The organism is Streptomyces sp. NPDC051219 (genome assembly GCF_040682335.1).
GTDB lineage: Bacteria > Actinomycetota > Actinomycetes > Streptomycetales > Streptomycetaceae > Streptomyces.
On sequence record NZ_JBFBAS010000046.1, the window covers coordinates 1 to 17,643 of the forward strand.

The 17,643-nt window shown below is 68.8% G+C and carries 12 protein-coding genes and 3 pseudogenes; 13 read left to right on the top strand and 2 right to left on the bottom strand.

The window, feature by feature from the left end; translation table 11 throughout:
* Positions 1 to 92: 92 nt before the first annotated feature.
* Positions 93 to 455 (bottom strand): annotated as a pseudogene (locus AB0M62_RS31170) (transposase); the annotation flags it as partial.
* A 299-nt stretch (positions 456 to 754) separates the two neighbouring features.
* Between AB0M62_RS31170 and AB0M62_RS31175 the strand changes: the two are divergent.
* A pseudogene (locus AB0M62_RS31175) lies at positions 755 to 1,745 on the top strand (transposase).
* A gap of 26 nt (positions 1,746 to 1,771) precedes the next feature.
* On the opposite strand, the pseudogene AB0M62_RS31180 reads toward AB0M62_RS31175, so the two are convergent.
* Positions 1,772 to 2,108: pseudogene (locus AB0M62_RS31180) on the bottom strand (IS5 family transposase); the annotation flags it as partial.
* A gap of 110 nt (positions 2,109 to 2,218) precedes the next feature.
* On the opposite strand from AB0M62_RS31180, the gene AB0M62_RS31185 reads away from it, so the two are divergent.
* The 12 genes from AB0M62_RS31185 (at position 2,219) to AB0M62_RS31240 (ending at position 17,128) form a co-directional block, all read left to right on the top strand.
* A complete protein-coding gene (locus AB0M62_RS31185) occupies positions 2,219 to 3,367 on the top strand; it encodes a ParA family protein (RefSeq protein ID WP_366077693.1) in 1,149 nt (382 codons plus the stop codon).
* A complete protein-coding gene (locus tag AB0M62_RS31190; RefSeq protein ID WP_366077694.1) occupies positions 3,364 to 4,440 on the top strand; it encodes a ParB/RepB/Spo0J family partition protein in 1,077 nt (358 codons plus the stop codon). Before AB0M62_RS31185 ends, AB0M62_RS31190 begins: the two co-directional genes overlap by 4 nt.
* Positions 4,441 to 4,573: 133 nt before the next feature.
* Positions 4,574 to 6,226, top strand: coding sequence for a DUF2637 domain-containing protein (locus AB0M62_RS31195; protein WP_366077696.1), 1,653 nt, complete (start codon positions 4,574 to 4,576; stop codon positions 6,224 to 6,226).
* A gap of 427 nt (positions 6,227 to 6,653) precedes the next feature.
* Positions 6,654 to 6,917 carry a hypothetical protein gene (locus AB0M62_RS31200; protein WP_351461994.1) on the top strand — a complete coding sequence of 88 codons (264 nt, stop codon included), beginning with the start codon at positions 6,654 to 6,656 and terminating at the stop codon, positions 6,915 to 6,917.
* A 1,039-nt stretch (positions 6,918 to 7,956) separates the two neighbouring features.
* Complete coding sequence (locus tag AB0M62_RS31205; protein ID WP_366077697.1) at positions 7,957 to 8,865, top strand: hypothetical protein; 909 nt, start codon at positions 7,957 to 7,959, stop codon at positions 8,863 to 8,865.
* Positions 8,862 to 9,185 carry a hypothetical protein gene (locus AB0M62_RS31210; RefSeq protein WP_366077698.1) on the top strand — a complete coding sequence of 108 codons (324 nt, stop codon included), beginning with the start codon at positions 8,862 to 8,864 and terminating at the stop codon, positions 9,183 to 9,185. The genes AB0M62_RS31205 and AB0M62_RS31210 overlap by 4 nt, the downstream gene beginning before the upstream one ends.
* Complete coding sequence (locus AB0M62_RS31215) at positions 9,182 to 10,288, top strand: conjugal transfer protein (protein WP_366077699.1); 1,107 nt, start codon at positions 9,182 to 9,184, stop codon at positions 10,286 to 10,288. The genes AB0M62_RS31210 and AB0M62_RS31215 overlap by 4 nt, the downstream gene beginning before the upstream one ends.
* Before the next feature lie 14 nt (positions 10,289 to 10,302).
* Positions 10,303 to 10,590 (top strand): hypothetical protein, encoded by a 288-nt coding sequence (locus AB0M62_RS31220; RefSeq protein ID WP_366077700.1) that lies wholly within the window; start codon positions 10,303 to 10,305, stop codon positions 10,588 to 10,590.
* Complete coding sequence (locus AB0M62_RS31225) at positions 10,587 to 11,177, top strand: hypothetical protein (protein WP_366077701.1); 591 nt, start codon at positions 10,587 to 10,589, stop codon at positions 11,175 to 11,177. The genes AB0M62_RS31220 and AB0M62_RS31225 overlap by 4 nt, the downstream gene beginning before the upstream one ends.
* 1 nt (position 11,178) lies before the next feature.
* Positions 11,179 to 13,722 (top strand): ATP-binding protein, encoded by a 2,544-nt coding sequence (locus tag AB0M62_RS31230; RefSeq protein WP_366077702.1) that lies wholly within the window; start codon positions 11,179 to 11,181, stop codon positions 13,720 to 13,722.
* Positions 13,719 to 15,989: a hypothetical protein gene (locus tag AB0M62_RS31235; RefSeq protein ID WP_366077703.1), complete on the top strand. Its 2,271-nt coding sequence runs from the start codon at positions 13,719 to 13,721 to the stop codon at positions 15,987 to 15,989. Before AB0M62_RS31230 ends, AB0M62_RS31235 begins: the two co-directional genes overlap by 4 nt.
* Positions 15,986 to 17,128 carry an NlpC/P60 family protein gene (locus AB0M62_RS31240; protein ID WP_366077704.1) on the top strand — a complete coding sequence of 381 codons (1,143 nt, stop codon included), beginning with the start codon at positions 15,986 to 15,988 and terminating at the stop codon, positions 17,126 to 17,128. Before AB0M62_RS31235 ends, AB0M62_RS31240 begins: the two co-directional genes overlap by 4 nt.
* Positions 17,129 to 17,643: the final 515 nt, after the last annotated feature.

Sequence of the window (17,643 nt, forward strand, 5' to 3'; positions counted from 1 at the left end):
CATCATCAGCAGACCATCATGAACACCGGATCGGAAGGAACCGACGACGATGCCATCGAGCCACAGGTATGACAGCACTGCGGCTTGCTCGTCTCAACGGCATGCCGCTCGCGATAGTCGGCCCGGTCGAACTTCGGCGGCCGGCCTCCGCGGGAGCCGCGTTTCCAGCGGTTGCGGATCTGGTCCTTCTTCTCCGGGATCGTGCACCGGATCTTGCGTCTGCGCAGGTAGGAGCGATTGGCGCGGGAGCCATAGGCCTTGTCAGCGCGGACTTTGCGGGGTCTGGTGCGGGGCCGCCCCCGCCCGCTGCGGCGCACTGCGATGCCTTCCAGGACCGGCTGGAACTGAGGACTGTCGTGCCAGTGGCCGGGAGTGATGACCAGAGACAAAGGCTTCTGTCCGTGCTCGACCGCGAGGTGGACCTTGGTGGTCAGACCTCCGCGTGACCGGCCAAGCCCATGATGGTCCGGCTCCGCCGAAGCGCCGCCCGGCGGCTCCTTCTGGAGATCCCCGTTACCGTTTTCGTGGCCTCGCAATGGGGCTCCCGGCCTTCGGCCCCGGTATGACTCGATCCCCCAGTCGATGACGATCGAAAAGGTGGTGTCGCCGGTGTCGGAGGCATTGGCAGACCGCTGATTAGAGGCACGAGCGCCGGACCCACGGATGGGCGAGGCAGTCTCTTCGTAACGTGGATGCCGGCACGCTGATGCCGCAGGTGAGGCCGGGGAAAAAGACAAGCACGGGAGCAACGGGCATGACCACTGACGATGGCATCGACGTCTATCTCGGTCTGGACGTCGGCAAGGGTGAACACCACGCCACCGCCGCCAACCGGGCCGGGAAGAAGGTGTTCGACAAGCCGCTTCCCAACAGCGAGCCGAAGCTGCGAGAGCTGTTCGAGAAGCTGCAAGCCAAGCACGGGACGGTGCTGGTGGTCGTCGATCAGCCGGCTTCTATCGGGGCTCTTCCCTTGGCGGTTGCCCGCGATGTGGGCTGCCCGGTGGCCTACTTACCCGGCCTGACGATGCGGCGGATCGCCGATCTATATCCCGGCGAGGCCAAGACGGACGCCCGTGACGCGTTCATCATCGCCGATGCCGCCAGAGCGATGCCCCACACCTTGCGGACCCTCGATCTCGCCGACGAGACAGTCGCGGAACTGGCCATGATCACGGGCTTCGACGACGACCTCGCCGGCGAGTCCACCCGGATCGCCAACCGGCTTCGTGGCCTCCTGACCCAGATCCATCCGTCCCTGGAATGGGTCCTGGGACCACGAATCCAGCATCCGGCTGTGCTCAGGCTGCTGGAACCAGTTCGGCTCCCCGGCCAGGATCCGCAAGGCAGGAAAACGACGTCTGGTCACGCTGATACGGCCGAAGGCACCCCGCATGGCCGAGCGGCTGGTCGACGACATCTTCGCCGCACTCGACGAGCAGACCGTCGTCGTCCCCGGCACCAACGCGGCCGCGCTGATAGTGCCCAGCCTCGCCAGCTCACTCCAGGCAGTGCTTGAAAAGCATCCCTCGAAACGCGGCAACAAACAACTGAAGCGGGCTTTTTACCTCGCCGCGTTCGCCTCACTGTCCCAGCCCGAATCACGCGCCTACTACGACCGCAAACGCCGCGAGGGAAAGCACCACATCGCCGCCCTCATCGCACTGGCCCGACGCCGTATCGACGTCCTCTTCGCCATGCTCCGAGACGGCACCTTCTACCAGCCGCCCACACCCACTTCAGCTTGACGAAAGCCATAGAGGCACCTTTTCACCGCACCAGCGGCGTGCTGGTGGGTCCGGCAGACGGTGGAGTCTACCGACACGTCCCACGTGATCAAGCCGTTCGCATCGGCATCGGCCTGCAGTTGAGTGACAATCCGCGCCCACGTTCCATCGCGCTGCCACCGGCGGAACAACCCGTACACCGTCTGCCAGCAACCGTACCGATCAGGCACATCACGCCAGGGCGTGCCCGCCCGGGTCCGCCACCGTATGCCGTCTATCAACTGCCGCTTCGACCACTTCGGGGGCCCGCCCCGGCTTCACACCCACAGGCAACAACGGCTCCAGCCGGGCCCACTGCTCATCCGTCAGATCACCACGTCCCACCCGATGATCATTCCAGACCTTGATCCACTTCCAAAACAGACCCTAGTCCGCGACACGCTTCAGGACCCCGGGTCACGTACACGGAAGAGGGAAGTTAGTAAGCTGACCCCATGGTCACTCCTAGTCCCAGTGGAGACAGAGAGAAGGTCGTCTCCAAGTTGCCGTCCTGGCTGCGCCAGGATTTGAAGGTTCGCGCTGCCGAACTCAGCGTCGACATCCAGGACGCCGTGTCAGAGGGAATCTCTGCCTGGCACTCCACAGATGCTGACTACTCCCCCATCGACACTGCTGGCTCCACCTCGTTCTCTACGTGGCTTCCCCCGGGCCAGTGGGAGGAGCTCAGATCCACCTGCACCGAGCGAGGTATCCCCTTCGTCCAAGGACTCGCCCAGGCCGTTCAGTTGTGGTTGAGCACTCACCCCTCCCCCAAGCACCGGCCGGTCACTGGTATCCCTCAGCGGAAAGTCGTTATAAACCAGAAGGGTGGGGTGGGTAAGACGGCCATCGCTGCGGGCATCGCCGAAGCTCTGGCCGAAGACGGCATGCGCGTCCTGCTTGTGGACTACGACCCCCAGGGGCACCTCACCGACCAGCTAGGCGTCGAGCAGATTGCCCCCGGGGCAGACAGCCTGGTGCTGCACATGTGCGGCGAAGGCAAGGGCTCACTGCGGGACATGGTCGTGGGCATCGAGGAACCACGGTTCGAAAAGCGCCTGCACGTCCTGCCGGCCTGTCCCGACGGCTTTCTCTTGGACGCCAAGATTGCTGTCGCTCGCATGCGCAACAAGGAAGCTGCGTTGGAGCGCGCTCTGCAGCCCTTGGAGAAGGACTTCGACGCAATCGTCGTCGACTGCCCGCCAAGCCTGGGTATGGCGACCGATGCGGCCATCTACTACGGCCGCCGCCGCCAGGGTGAAGGTCAGGGGATCTCCGGCATGGTCATCCCCGTCCTCGCAGAGGACTCATCCGCGACCGCATACAGCATGCTCGCCGAGCAGATCGAATCTCTGCGCGAGGACCTGAGGCTGCAGATCGAGTATCTGGGGCTTGTCGTCAACCTCTACGACAGCCGCCGCGGCTATGTCGCCACTTCCTCCCTAAAGGAATGGCGGGAGATCGGGGACCCGCGCGTCCTCGCCGTCATTGGTGACCTCAAGGAGCAGCGCGAAGCCGTACGGATGCACCGGCCCTTGCTGGCGTACGCCCCGCACAGCGACCAGTCGGAACTCATGCGGCAGATCGCCAGGGAGATCTCATGAGTAAGGCGGACCAGCTCGGCGCATCGTCGTCCTTCGCCAGGGCAGGACAAGCGCGCAGTGTGCGGCGACAACTGGCTGACGCGGCCTTCGGCAGCGGTGACCCGAGCGTGCTGTCTCTGGACCTCATCAGCGCGAACCCCGACAACCCACGCGAGAGCTTGGGGGACATTTCAGGGATGGCGTCCAGCTTGCTGGAGGTCGGCCAGATCCAGGCCATCACCGTGGCATCGGTCGAGGCTTACCTCCGCGATCGCCCCGAACGGGCCTCACAACTGGATCCCGGAGCCGAGTATGTGGTCGTGGATGGCCACCGCCGTCTCGCCGGAGCACGAGAGGCGGGGCTGCCGTCCGTAAAGATCACCGTCGATGATGCGCGCGTCTCCACGGATGAGGCACTGCTGGAAGCCGCATTCGTCGCCAACGCACAGCGGGAAAATCTTTCCGATCTAGAGGAGGCCCAGGCACTGAAGACCCTGGTCGCCTTCTACGGATCGCAGCACAAGGCAGCGAAGCGGCTCGGCGTCACTCAGCCCTACATCTCGCAGCGCTTGTCCCTGCTTGAGCTTGAACCGGAGCTTCAGGCAGACCTAGAAGCCGGCCGCCGCAAGGTCGAGCACGTTCGGGGACTGGCGAAGCTCTCACCCGCTGAACAGCGCGCCACAGCTGACGCGCGAGCGAAGCAGGCCCAGGAGAAGAAGCAGCAGCGCCTGGCAGCGCGAGAGACGCCGACCGCTGATAGCGGCGTAATCACCGTCCCAGGCGAGGCACCAGCCGATGGACCTCGGGCGAGTGATAACGCCGTAATCACCCCCAGGCCCTCTGGGCAACGGACGCCTGCTGCGGGTCGTGGTGATAACGACGTAATCACCGCGCCGCACCAAGAGCAGGCTCCAGACGGCCCGCACAGTGATAACGCCGTAATCACCCGGCCCACAGCAGGCACCTCCACTTTCGAGCCGGTCGCTGTGAGCCAGGTGCCGTGGCACAACCCTCAGGCCCTCAATCGCCTGGCCCGCGAGCACATGACAGAAGAGGACCGGAACATCCTGGCCAAGCTCCTGGCCCAGGACTGATCACGAACATTGGGCGTCCTGTCTCTCCGCATCCCTGAGACATGGGCGTCCGTCGTGTCAGGGTGGATCTTCACAGGATCCAAGGAGCGGTTAAGGAGCGTCTGTTGAACACAAACCAGGGAGGGGATCGCGGGTGGCCGCGATGCAACTGACCCGCACACACCGCATCCTCATCAGCGTCGTCGTCACCGGAGCGGTGATCATCGCCGCGATCGGTTTCGCGGGATCGTACGCCGCCGTGCGCGAACTCGCCGAACAGAAGGGCTTCGGCAACTTCTCACTGGTCTTCCCGATCGGCATCGACGCCGGCATCTGCGTCCTACTCGCCCTGGATCTTCTGCTGACCTGGATGCGCATCCCGTTCCCGCTGCTACGCCAGACGGCATGGCTGCTGACCGCCGCCACCATCGCCTTCAACGGCGCGGCCTCCTGGCCCGACCCGCTGGGCGTCGGCATGCACGCCGTCATCCCGATGCTCTTCGTCGTCTCCGTCGAGGCGGCACGGCACGCGGTCGGCCGGATCGCGGACATCACTGCAGACAAGCACATGGAGGGCGTGCGGCTGACCCGCTGGCTCCTCTCCCCGATCCCCACCTTCAAGCTGTGGCGCCGCATGAAGCTGTGGGAGATCCGCAGCTACGAAGAGATCATCCAGCTCGAACAGGACCGACTGATCTACCAGGCCCGCCTCCAAGCCCGGTACGGCCGCAGCTGGCGCCGCAAGATTCCGATCGAATCCCTGATGCCGCTGCGGCTCGCCCGGTACGGCGTCCCGCTCGCCCAAACGGCACCCGCGGGACTGGCCGCCGCCGGCATCGAAGTTCCCATCGTGACGGTCCAGCGGGTCGACACCGCGACCGATGCACAGCCGCCGTATGGCCATGACCGTGCGCTGGACGCGGGGGAGAACTCTGAGGCGGCCGGTCACCAAGATCAGGAGCGGGCGACACCACGGAAGCCTGGGATGCCGGCCGCCTATGAGCCAGCCGCCGAACACGAGGCTGAGCCGGTGGACTATTTCGAGGCCTTCCGTCACTACGTCACCCAGCACAGCGACTTCCCCAACGCCCGCCAGTTCGGGCTGTTCCTCGCGGAGATCTACGGCGTCGTCGACCCGGTCACGGGCGGACCACTGACCGAGGCACAGCTGCGTCCGGTGCTGCACGAACTCCGCCAGTACGCCGCCGAACAGGTGACGGAGCCGGTGGCAGACGAATCTGTCATGACCGATGCCGTGCCCGATCTGCTGAACCACGAGGGCGTGACCGATCCGGCTGCGGCTCTCAGCTTTGCGGACTCCCATCCGTTCTTCGGTACGTCGTCGATCGAGACGGTCGGCGCAGCGCAGCCGCAGCCGTACGAGGCCCAGCGGGTGCCGACACTGACCGCCTCGGTGGCCGATGATCCGATGGCTAGCGGCGGAGTTCAGCAGGAGCCGTCCCTCGACGCGCCGGCCCCCCAGTCATCGGCCACAGCTGCCGCGCCGACGGGGGAGTCCGCCCTCTGGGAGGCGACGGTGACCGACACAGGTGAGTCCACCGCGCGGGTGCCGGAGCAGCGGGTCCCGGAGTTGGATGCCGAGGAGCAGCGGATCGAGACGGTCGCCGGGTGGCTGGCCGAGGCCGAGGAAGCCGGCGTGAAGCTGTCAGGCGCGGAGGTTGCCCGCCGTCTTGAGGTGTCGCCACGCACCGGTCAACGTCTGCTCGGCAAAGCGAAGGAGTACCGGCAGGAGCAGCTGCGGCAGCAGGGCCGCGCGCACCTGCGGTCGGTCACCAACCGTCCCTGACTGACCTCGTGGCCGATGACCGATCCGGATCCGGGCATCGGCCACAGCCATGTCGCGCCCACCAGTCAGGACCGAGCCCCAGGCCGTGCCCTTTGGCTGAAGACCGCGTGGCCGATCCGTACATGACCGATCCTGGCACGCGTGGCCGACTCGATCTCCACCGGCCATCGGCCATGACCGATTCGGCGGCCGTCGGCCACTGCCCTGCTGTGGCCGACGGCACCCGACCGGCCAATCTCAATCTTGGCGACGCTCATGCCGCGAAGGTTCAGGATCCACCGGTCCTCGTGTTCGACGGGACTCTCTTCAGTGCTCACTACTGCACCTTGGCTGATTCGACAGTCGAGAGCCATGGGATTTTGCCCCCCATGCTCAGGACGGGAAGCGAGCCGTGCCAGGGTGGCATGGCTAGAACTATGTTCTGGTTGTGGACAACGAGCAGATCACTATCAAGCTCACCCCAGATGAGGCCCTGGTCCTGTCGGACTGGCTGGAGCGGGTGCAGATGACGGACCTCAGCCGTCTCGTGGACGATGAAGCGGTGTGGGCTCCAATCCACAGGCTCGCAGGAACGTTGGACAAGGCCCTCCCCGGAATCTTTGCAGCGGACTACTCCGAACGTCTGGAGGCGGCGCGTCGTCGCCTTCGCCCCTCCGCGGATGACGCCGGTGAGCGGGACAACTCCGAGTGACCTTGTGGGCGACTTCGCCCAAGTTCATTGCGAACGGACAGCTACTGCCGCTCTCTCCACCCAGCGTGGCCGCAGAGAGCGGCAGTTGATAACGCCGTTATCACTCGGCTCGAGGAAGCTGCCGAGCCGACCGCCAACGGGTTTCGCAGCCGTACCCGGCCGAGCCGGTGTCGGTGCCGACCGCATCGGCGGCAGGCGACCGTATGGCTGGCGGGGGAGTGCCGTAGCAGACCTCTCTCGATGTCCCGACGGGTGTGGCTGCAGAGGCAGCCGCGGGAGAGCCGGCCGCATGGGAGGCCTCGGTCACCGACACAGGCGCGGCCACGGCGCGCCTGCCCGAGCAGCAGACCCAGGAGCCAAACCTGTACCCCGTGCAGCAACAGACCGTCACCGGCGCCGAGTGTTGGCCGAGGCCGAGGAAGCCGGGCAGAAGCTCTCCGGCGCGGAAGTCGCCCCTCGGCTCGGACTGTCCCCGAAGACCTGGCAGCGGCTCGTGAACGCCGCAGCGGAGTCTCTCAAAAGAGCGGCGCCGGCAACAGGGCCGCGCACACCTCCGGTCGGTCAGCAGCTGACCGACCGTCCTTCCGTGAGTGGCCGATGACCGTGCCCGGTCATCGGCCACTCTCATGTCCCCACCAACTGCAGGGTGACCGATGAGCCGTGACCGATACCGGTGACCGATGACCGACGGCCCAGTGACCGATCCCGTCGGTCATGACCGATGACCGATCCGGGCCTCATCGGCCATCGGTCATGACCGATCCACCGCGCATCGGTCACCCCTCACCCCGCCCGCCCGTACGTGGTTCCAGCGCGCCGAGCGCAGGCTTGCCCACCCCCCAATGGGGGCTTACCCAGGGTTGCATCGACCGGTCACCAAGGCTTGCCCACCCCCCGGACAGGCTTGCCCAATCGGTCACCGGAGGCTTGCCCAGCGGATGGGCAAGCCTGCCACCTGCTCGTTTAGGGAGCTGGGCAAGCCTTCGGGCAAGCCGCGCTGAGGAGAGTTCACGGCACGAGATCCGAAAGGAGACGTGCCGTGCTCGACGTACAGCACCCCGCCCACACCGCCGGCGGGATCTTTCACCGCCTGGATGCGGAGTGGGCAACGCTGTGCGCTGACGCCGACGTCCAGGCCGCCGTGGCCGATTGGCTGGTGACCGATCGGCTGGCCGACGACGTCGCCGCCGTGACCGGTGCCGTGACCGATTCCTGGGTGCGCACCCTCGGCCCCGCGCAGCTGCTCGCCGCGCTCCGGCCTGGCAGTGGTCGCCTGACCGACGAGCTGACCGATGCCATCCTGCGTGCCCTGCTGCGTCGTGCGGCCGGCCATGACCGATCGGCCACCCTCGCCGCCCGCATCGTCGTCCAGGCGATGATCCCAGCCGCCGTCCGGATGACCCGCGGCCAGGTCCGCCCCTTCGGCGGCCGCTTCTTCGACGACATCGGCCACATGACGGTGGCCGCGCTCTTCGAAGTGGCGCGCTCCGGCCGGATCCACACCCGTCCCGGCCGGCCCACCGCGAACCTCGCACTGGACACGCTGCGTTTCGTCTGCGCCGAGCTCGCCGCCGACCGCGAAGCCCGCGCCGAGGACCTGGCCGCCGCCGAGGACCTGTCCGACCGCGCCCCGGGACCGGCCCGGATGGCCGAGGCAGCCGAGGTCCGCACCGGTGCCACGGCCGCCGGCCTGACCCCCGCCGGGCCGGCATATGAGGCCGAGGCAACGAGCGCCCGCCTGGAACTGCTCGAGCTGATCCTGGACGCGATGGACGCCGGCGCCCTCTCGCCCGCCGACGGCCGCGCCATCGCCTGGCACTACACCGCCGCCGTCCCGGACACCGAGGCCGCTGCCCGCACCGGCACCACGGCCGGCGCCTGGCAGCGCCGCCGCTCGCGTGCCGTGGCCCGACTGACGGCCGCGCTCCAGCTGAGGTGCGCGGCATGACCTCGACTTCCTCTCCGGCCACCGTCCGCCCGCTGCCACGACAGGAGATCTGCATGCCCCCGACCGTCAAGGCGCCCCTGGACGCCGACGAGGAGCGCGTCACCCGCGCCCAGCGTCTGCTCATTTATCTGGGCGCCGCCCTGGTCTCCAAGCCCTTCGACACCCGCACCCACGACCAGCTTCGGGCCTTCCTCGCCGACGACGCCGACGACGTCCTCGCCTCCCTGCAGGCGCTGCAGCAGCGCCCCGAGGCCGAACTGCGCCGCCGCGTCGCCGAGCTGGTCGGCCACAACCTGCTTCCCGCTGGAGGTGCGGCATGAAGAAGGCCGCATGGATCCGCCGCCCCCCGAAGGGCGCTGCCACACGGCCCGATGAAGGCGAGCCGGAGGACTGGGACATCGACGAGGGGCCCAAGGACGTGGCCGGCTGGTCGACCGGCGCCCAGGCGAACATGTCAGCCGTGATCCGCTGGACGGCCTGGGGGCTGCTCATCCTCGGCCCGCTGCTGGGAGCTGCCGCGTACCTGTCGGCGCCTGCGCAGGCCGGTCCGTCGCAGAAGAAGCCCGCCCAGGCGGCACCGGCCACGACCGGCGCCCAGGGCGCGGCCGGCTTCGCCCAGCTCTTCGTCGCCGCCTGCATCGAGGCGGGGGAGGGCGACCAGGCCAAGCTCGCCGCCTATTACCCGGACGCCATCGGCCTTCGCTTGGAAGGCGATTCGGGACGGCGCCGCGGTGAGCAGCTCACCGTCGTACGGCTGCGGCAGACCGACCGCGGTGTCTGGTCGGTCACGGTGGCCGCTCGCGTCACCGACACCATGTCCCCGGCCAACCCGTCGGCGGGCGACCGGCCCGACGACAAGGGCGACGCCAAGGCCGCCGCGGCCCGGGCCGTGCGGTACTTCCAGGTGCCCGTCGCCACCGCCCCCACGGCCGACGGCGCAAGCGGCTACACCGCCCTCGCGATGCTGGCCGAAGTCGCCGCCCCGGAGCACATCAAAGCCCCGGCACTCGTCTACGGGCCCATGCGGCCGGCCCTGCCCGCCGACCCGCGCACGCAGGCCGTCACCGAGTTCCTGACCGCCTACCTCACCGGCGCCGGGGAGCTCGACCGCTACCTCGCCCCCGGCACGAACCTCACCGCCATCGCCCCCGCGCCCTACACCGGCATCGCCGTCGACAGCCTGGCCATCGAGGGCGAGAAGGGCACCGAGCCCGTGACGACCGTGCCCGGCGACGGCACCCAGCTGCGGCTGATGGTCGCGCTGCGCGCCACCGGCCACGACGAGGTTCGGGCCCCGCTCGCCTACGCCCTCACCCTCAAGGCCCGCGCCAGCCGCTGGGAGATCACCTCCCTCGACGGAGCCCCGGCCCCCGCGCCCGTCCGTACGGCCGCCCCCTCCGCTGGCACCACCCCCACGCCCTGACAAGGAGAAACGTTATGCACGACACCGTCACGCTCGCCGCCGGTTGGATCCAGACCGGAACCGGCCTCGGCAACGACATCAAGGACCTCATCTTCAACGTCGCGATCCCCGTGCTGTGCGGGGCCTTTGTGGTCATCGTCGGCTGGAAGACCAAGGCGCCCGGCCCGACGATCATGGCCGTCATTTTCGCCGCGATCGTCTGGGGCGGCTCCGCGAACATGGACACCCTCAAGGACAAGACGACTGAGGACATCACCCAGTACGACGGCGGCACCATCACACCGATGGGCGGCGACCAGTGACCGCCGCCCTGGTCGAGCCGGCCGACGTCGACAGCGAGTTGATCGGACGCTGCTACACCAAGGCGCGTCGTACCCCACTGGTCGTCGGATCCGTTCCCGGAGGTGCCGGCCGCAGCCTGCGCCTGCCCGGCGGCCCGTACACCCTGACCCAGCTCACCGCGATCGTCGCCACGTTCGTGGCGCTGATCCTGTCCCGGCCCTTGTGGGGCGGGCACGGCCTGATGGAGGTCATCGTGCTGCTCGGCTGCCCGTTCGGCGCCGCGTTCCTGCTGCGGCACTTGCACATCGACGGCCGTAACCCGGCCGCAGCCGCGGCCAGTGTCGCCGTGATGATGACCGGCCCGCGCTGGGGGCTGCTCCACGGCCGGCCCTTCCGCCCGTTTCGCTCGGTCAGGGGCGACACCCTCATCACCCTCGCCGCCGACGGCGCCCGGGCCGATACCGCCCCCGCTGCGGTCCGGCCGGCGCCCCGGCCAGCCCCGGCCACACCCGCACCTGATGCAGCTGCCGGCGTCCCCGTGGCGTCCGGTGTGCAGGCCCTGCTCGCCCGCCGCGCCGCATCCGTACGCACCCAGCTGGAGGAGTGAGATGCGCCTGCCGATCCGGCACGTCGAGGGCAACCTCGTCTTCACCACCCACGGCACCACCTGGGCGATCTGGCGGGTGGCCGCAGCCAACTACAGCCATGCGCCGGCGACCGCGAAGAAGCGCCGGCTGAAGGCGCTCGAGTCGCTCTTCAAGAGCCTGACGGGTGAGCCGATGCTGATGTCGCTGTGCCCGCAGGTCGACCCGATCGCCGTCGTCCGCGCCATGATCGCCGACGTAGACCTGAAGAAGTCGCCGCGCTACGAGCGGCTCGGCCACGCCGTGCTGGACCAGCTCGAGAACATGGAGCTCACCGGCCGCACCGACTGGCTGGCGATCCCGCTGCCGCCGCTGTCCCGCAAGGACGCCGCCCTGTCTGCGTTCTCCGCCGCCAAGAGCGAAGTCGCGCTCCAGCTCGGCCTGATGCCCGCCCCCATCACCGCCGGCGAGATCGAGCGGCGCACCGAGCAGGCCAAGCGGATGCACGCCCAGTGGCCGACCGGCGTGACGATGCGGCCGGCCACCGAGGCGGAAATCCTATGGATCTACGGCCACAGCGCGCGCCGCGGGCTGGCGGAGCCGTTCCTGCCCGACGGCACCGAACCCGCCCTGCGCGGCCGCGGCCGCACCGTCACAGCCCTGGGGGAGGTGCTACTCGCCGAGGGCGGCGCCAACTTCCACGACCGCAAGGCCTTGCCAGGCAACCCGTTCGAGCGGCGCTTCCTGCAGGTCTCCTCCGAGTGGGGCGACTCCTACCAGGCAATGCTCGCCCTGTCCGAGATGCCGGAGGCCTTCGCCCTGCCGGGGGCTGCGTACCTGCAGCAGCTGGACGATCTGGCCTACCCGGTCGACTGGACCGCCCGCCTGATCATCACCCCGGGCGCCAAGGCCGAGGCCAAGACCCGCAAGCGCGCACGCCACCTGAAGGCCCAGGCCGCCGAGTACCAGGGCGACCCGGCCGGCCCGCCCGCCGCGCTCGCGAAGAACGAGGCAGACAACGACGAATTCCGTGACCGGCTCACCGCCTCGGCGCGCGAGGTCGAGATCCGCGCCATGGTCACCCTCGCCGTCTGGGGCACCAGCCCGGACGACGCCCAGGACCGCGCGGCCGCCCTCGCCTCCGACTTCGGCGCGACCGACTACACCTTCGCCCGCCCGGTGGGGGAGCAGGCCAACCTGTGGCACGCCATGCTGCCCGGCTGCCGCACCCCGAGGGTGATGACCGGGTACGCCCAGTACCTGCTCGCCCGGGACTTCGCGATGGCCATGCCCTGGTGCGGCCCCCAGCTCGGCGACGAGCGCGGCGGCCTGTTCGGTCTGCAGCTGGCCTCCGGCGGCGCCCGCCCGGTCATGCTCGACCCGGCCCGAGGCCCCCGCGAGAACGCATCTGCGTCGATGGCGTTCCTCGGCGAGCTCGGCGCCGGCAAATCCGTCGGCCTGAAGTCCGCCGTCTACAACGTCCTGGCCCGCGGCCACCAGCCCGGCAAGCCCAACAGCCGCGGCCGCGCCGTCATCGTCGACCGCACCAAGGAAGAGGAATGGGCCCGCTTCGCCACCGCCTGCCCCGGCACGACCCAGGTCATCCGCATCGACCAGAGCGCCGAAGTCACCCTCGACCCGCTGCGGCTGTACGTCAAGGACAGCCCAAAGGTCGCAGCCCGGTTCTGCGAGTCATTCCTCACCCTGCTGCTCGGCGTGAAGCCGATGGACCTGGAGGGCGTCGCACTGTCCGAGGCGGTCCAGGCCGTCCTGGAACGCGCCCAGCCCTCCATGCGCGCCCTGGTCGATGAACTCACCGCCCGCGGGGCTGAGGACAGCGCCGCTCGCAACCTGGCCCGCAAACTCAAGGCCGTCTCGCGCAAGGACCTGGCCGCCGTGGTGTTCGACGACAGCCTGCCGGTCGTGGACACAGCCCGCGCCGACAGCGTCGTCTTCCTCGTCAACTCCCTCGCCCTGCCCAAGAAGAGCGAGCTCGCCTCCGAGCACCGCATCGAGCGCCTGGAGTTCGAAAAGGTGCTGGGCCGCTCCCTGATGTATCTGATCGCCGCCGTGGCGCGCGAGACCGTCATGCGGCACAAGGACGAGTTCGGCGTCGCCGTCTTCGACGAGTGCTGGTGGCTCACCAGCTCGGACGAAGGCCTCGAGCTGCTGCTGGAGCTCATGCGCGACGGCCGTAAGCACAACGCGGCCGCGTACGTGGGCAGCCACGACCCGCACGACATCGGGCCGGCCGACAGCGAGAAGGGCGCCATCATCCGCGGCCTGATCCCGCACCGGCTCCTCTTCCGCCAGACCACAGGTGCGCTGGCCTCCCGGGGCCTTGAGTTCCTCGGCGTCGATGCCACCGACGCCGCCCTGCTGGACCTGGTCACCGTCGGCCTCTCCCCGATCGACCTGCCGGAAGAGGAAAAGCTGGCCCGCGCAGGCGAGTGCCTCTACCGCGACCTGGCCGGACGAATCGGCCTGATGAAGGTCCTCATCCCGATGGACCCGGCCGTCATGCGCGTCATCCACACCACACCCAGCAACTATCAGACCTCGGCATGACCACGCTTCTCAACTGGCGGACGCGGTTGCGGATGCTGGGCTCCGGGCGGTTACGCCTGGCGCTGCTCATCGCCGCGCTCGCCGCCACGACCTTCACCCTCCTCACAGCGCTGCCCGCCCACGCCGAGCCCACGCCTGCCCCCTCGCCGAGCGTGCCTACGGCGCCAGGTCAGCGCACCCCGACGCCGCAAGAGATTGAGGCGATCGAGGAGATCATGCGCGAGCAGGGCGAGCGCCTGTCGAAGGCAGCTCAGGAGGGGATGCTCGAGGCGGAGAAGGAACGGCTGCGCAAGCTGCTGCCGGACGAGGGCGGCGTGCTGGGTGTCTTCAACGTCACCGACAAGAACGGCCTGCCGATCAGCGCCTACACCGTCAAGTCCGACACTGGCGGCCTGCTGGACTGGGACCTGGGGATTCAGAACCTGCTCACCGAGCTGTGCTTCATGGTCACCAAGTGGCTGATCGCGTTCTGCTGCTGGCTCATCGCCTGGGCACTCTCCTTCGGCCTGGCCAAGCTCCTGCTCGCCCCCGTGCTGTCGGTCGCCAACTCCCTGCACACCAGGGTGATTATGGAGATGGGCCTGCCGACGCTGTTCCTGTCGGTGTGCGCGGTCATCTGTGTCGCGCGGATCTTCTTTGGCGACAAGGCCAGGGGTTGGGGCGATGCCGCGCTGTCCATCCTGCTTGCCGCGCTGACCACCACGCTGCTGGCCTCCGCCCCGCAGACACTGCTGGGGGAGGAAGACGGCGCCATCGCGGTCACCCGGGGTCTGGCGCTGGAAGTCGCCGACGTCATCCTGGACGCCAACCCGGCCACGCCGCAGGCTGACACCGGGGTCACCACCGAAGCAACCGGCAACACCCTGTCGCGGCCGCTGACCGACGCGCTCACCGACGCCTTCATCGTCAAGCCGGCCATGCTGCTGCAGTACGGGCGCGTCTTCGAAGGGGAGTGCGCGACCGAGTATTCCGAGACCAAGCTCGCCCAGCTTGCCTACGACCGTCAGATCTCCACGTACACGGCCAAGATGAAGGAGATCAACGGGCTGGCCGACTACATCGACCCCACCGGCATCACATCCACGGTCCGGGACTGGGAGGTCGACGTCGCGGCACGATGGGCGGTCGACCACTTCGGCAACCCGCCCATGGACGCCTTCGAGGACAAATGCGTACCCGGCGACGCCGACGCCGCGAAGAAGGCCTCGCTCGACAAGCTCGGCGGCGGCTTCTTCCTCCTCATCGCCGCCCTCATCGTCGCTGTCCTCATCTCCGGCCTGGCCGGCAACTTCCTGGTCGCCCAGTGCCGCATCGCGTGGGACGCCATCCGCGGCGAGCCCGCCCTCGTCGCCGGCACTATCCCGGGCGCCGGCCGCGCCTTCCTGTGGGACTGGGCCGCATCCGTCCTGCGCTCGCTCGCGCAGATGCTCACCTCCGTCATCGCGCTGGCGGTGTTCATCGTCATCGTCCAGGCCGTCCTCGATCCCGCGCAGGAGGACTGGGGTCGAGAGCTGACCCTGCGGTTCCTGATCGTGGACATCGTGTGCATCGGCGCGGTCAAGAAGCGCAAGCAACTGGTCGCCCGCTCCAAGCAAGTAGCGAGCAACTTCCGCGCGAAGATGTCAGCCGGCCGGGTCGGCGGCACGCACGGCTCCATTTTCAGCCCGCCCGCTTCCGACGCTGTCACCAAGCGGCCTCGGATCGCCCGGGCCACCGCCCGAGGTCTGGTACGAACCGCCCTGGTCGGCGTCTCCCTCGCCCAAGGCAACCCGCTCGCCGCGATCGGCTACTCGATGCCGCGGACCGTTGGCGCCACCGTCCTGGCTTCCCGCCTCAACGCCGGTCGCCGGGGCACCCGCCGGCGTCCGGCCGCCCGACCAGCCGGTCGCCCCGCACCGCGCCCGGGCACGCGGCCGGGCGCCCGGCCGCAGGCACAGCGCCCCGCCCCGCCGCAGCCCGCCAACCCACCGCGCCCGACTCACCGCCCCGGCAGCCACCCCGCCCGCCGGCCAAACCCGGGTACGGCCCGAACCCCCCGGTCGCGGACCGTCCGCGCTCCTCAGCCGACCGGCACACAGGGAGCCGCCCCGGCGAACCCGTCCCGCCGGTACGTCCAGGCCCAGCGCGCTGTCTCGCGACGCCAGCAAGCGGCCCAGCCGCCCCCCAACCGCGGAGCCAGTGGGTCGGGAGGATTCGACGCCTGGCTCGACCAGCGGGAGGCGCAGGAGCTGGCCCGCCGCCGCAGGCCCCCGCGGGGAAGTGCATGAGCAAGCAGCGCAAGAGGTGGCTGGCGGGCGGCACCGGACTCATCGTGCTGGCGATCATCCTCATGGGGGCAATCGCCGCGCACGTCACCGGTGTCGCCCAGAGCGACGCAGAAGCTGCCGCCCGCACCCGGGCCCGCTGCACCACCGGCGGCGCGCCGGGCATGGACGTCGACACCGCCCAGGTCGCCCAGCAGGTGAAGGCCGTTCTCGCCGACAGCACCAAAGACATCAACGTGTCCGGCCTGTTGTCACCCAAGGAGCAGGTCCCCAACGCGAAGGTGATCGTGGCCACCGGGATCCAGATGAAGATCCCAGCCCGCGGGCAGGTCATCGCGCTCGCCACCGCCCTGCAGGAGTCCACACTCCGCAACCTCGATCACGGGGACCGCGACTCGATCGGCCTGTTCCAGCAGCGGCCCTCCCAGGGCTGGGGCACCCGCCAGCAGATCCTCGACCCTGTGTACGCGTCCACGAAGTTCTACAAGGCCCTCAAGTCCCTGAAGGACTGGGAGCACATGCCGGTCACCGTCGCCGCCCAGAAGGTGCAAAAGTCCGGGCATCCACGCGCCTACGCCAAGCACGAGCCACTGGCCACCGCACTACAGCAAGCCATCGCGCCGACCCTTGGCGCCCCGGCCGCGGGCCCCGCGCTGGCTGGCGGATTCGGCTCGGCCGGCTGTGTCACGCAGGCCGGCACCGACTACGGCAACATTGCCCCGGGCACGTTGCCAGACGGCTACCAGATCCCCATCAACGCCCCGATGCAGGCCCGCAATGCGATCCGCTGGGCGCTCGGCCAGCTCGGCACGCCCTATCAGTGGGGCGGCACCTGCACCAACCCGCACGGCAACGTCGCACGTGATCGGTGCGACTGCTCCTCCCTGATGCAGCGCGCGTATGGAGTGGCCGGCGTCGAGATTTCCCGTACCACGTACACGCAGATCCATGACGGGCGTCCGGCGCCGGCCAATGCGCTCGAGCCGGGTGACCTGGTCTTCAGCGAGGGCACCGCGTCCCGGCCCGAGCATGTGTCGATGTTCATTGGAGACGGACTGGTTGTGCACGCACCACGGCCGGGGCGGGTGGTGGAAGTGGCCGTGCTGGGCAAAGTATTCATTGCCCGACGCATCGTCACATAGCCGAGAGGGCGACAAGGCAGCTCCGACGAGGTGATTTTGAGCGACTGCGCATGTGAAACGTGGGCGGTCGTGAGCCCCTCCCCTCCCATGCATGTGGTACTCGTCAGCGTCCAGGGACCCCGCTGGTGGTCGCCAGATCCTGCGGGTGCAGATGCCGGCAGTGCTGCCATCCGGCCAACGGATGCGCGGCCCTGCAACGGCAGGGAGCGGCGCCGCCTCCATTGCTATGAGGATCGGCGGGAGATTGAAGTCGCCCCACCCAAACACTGGTCCAACTGCACGTTGCCAGGCCAACCCGCCGGGGAGCGGCCGCTCAGGGACCGACGTAGGAAAGCCGGGCCGCACAGCGGGTGCGGTCAATTCATGCGCCGCTACCGCACCAGCGCGCCAGTGGCATCCGCGTGTGGCTCACCCCTGCCGCAGTCGATGAAGGGGGCGAAGCAGGCCTTCCAGAAGTACCCAGATGTGCGAGCTGATGGTGAGAGTGGGCGAGGAAGGGGCGCTGTGGGCCGCAC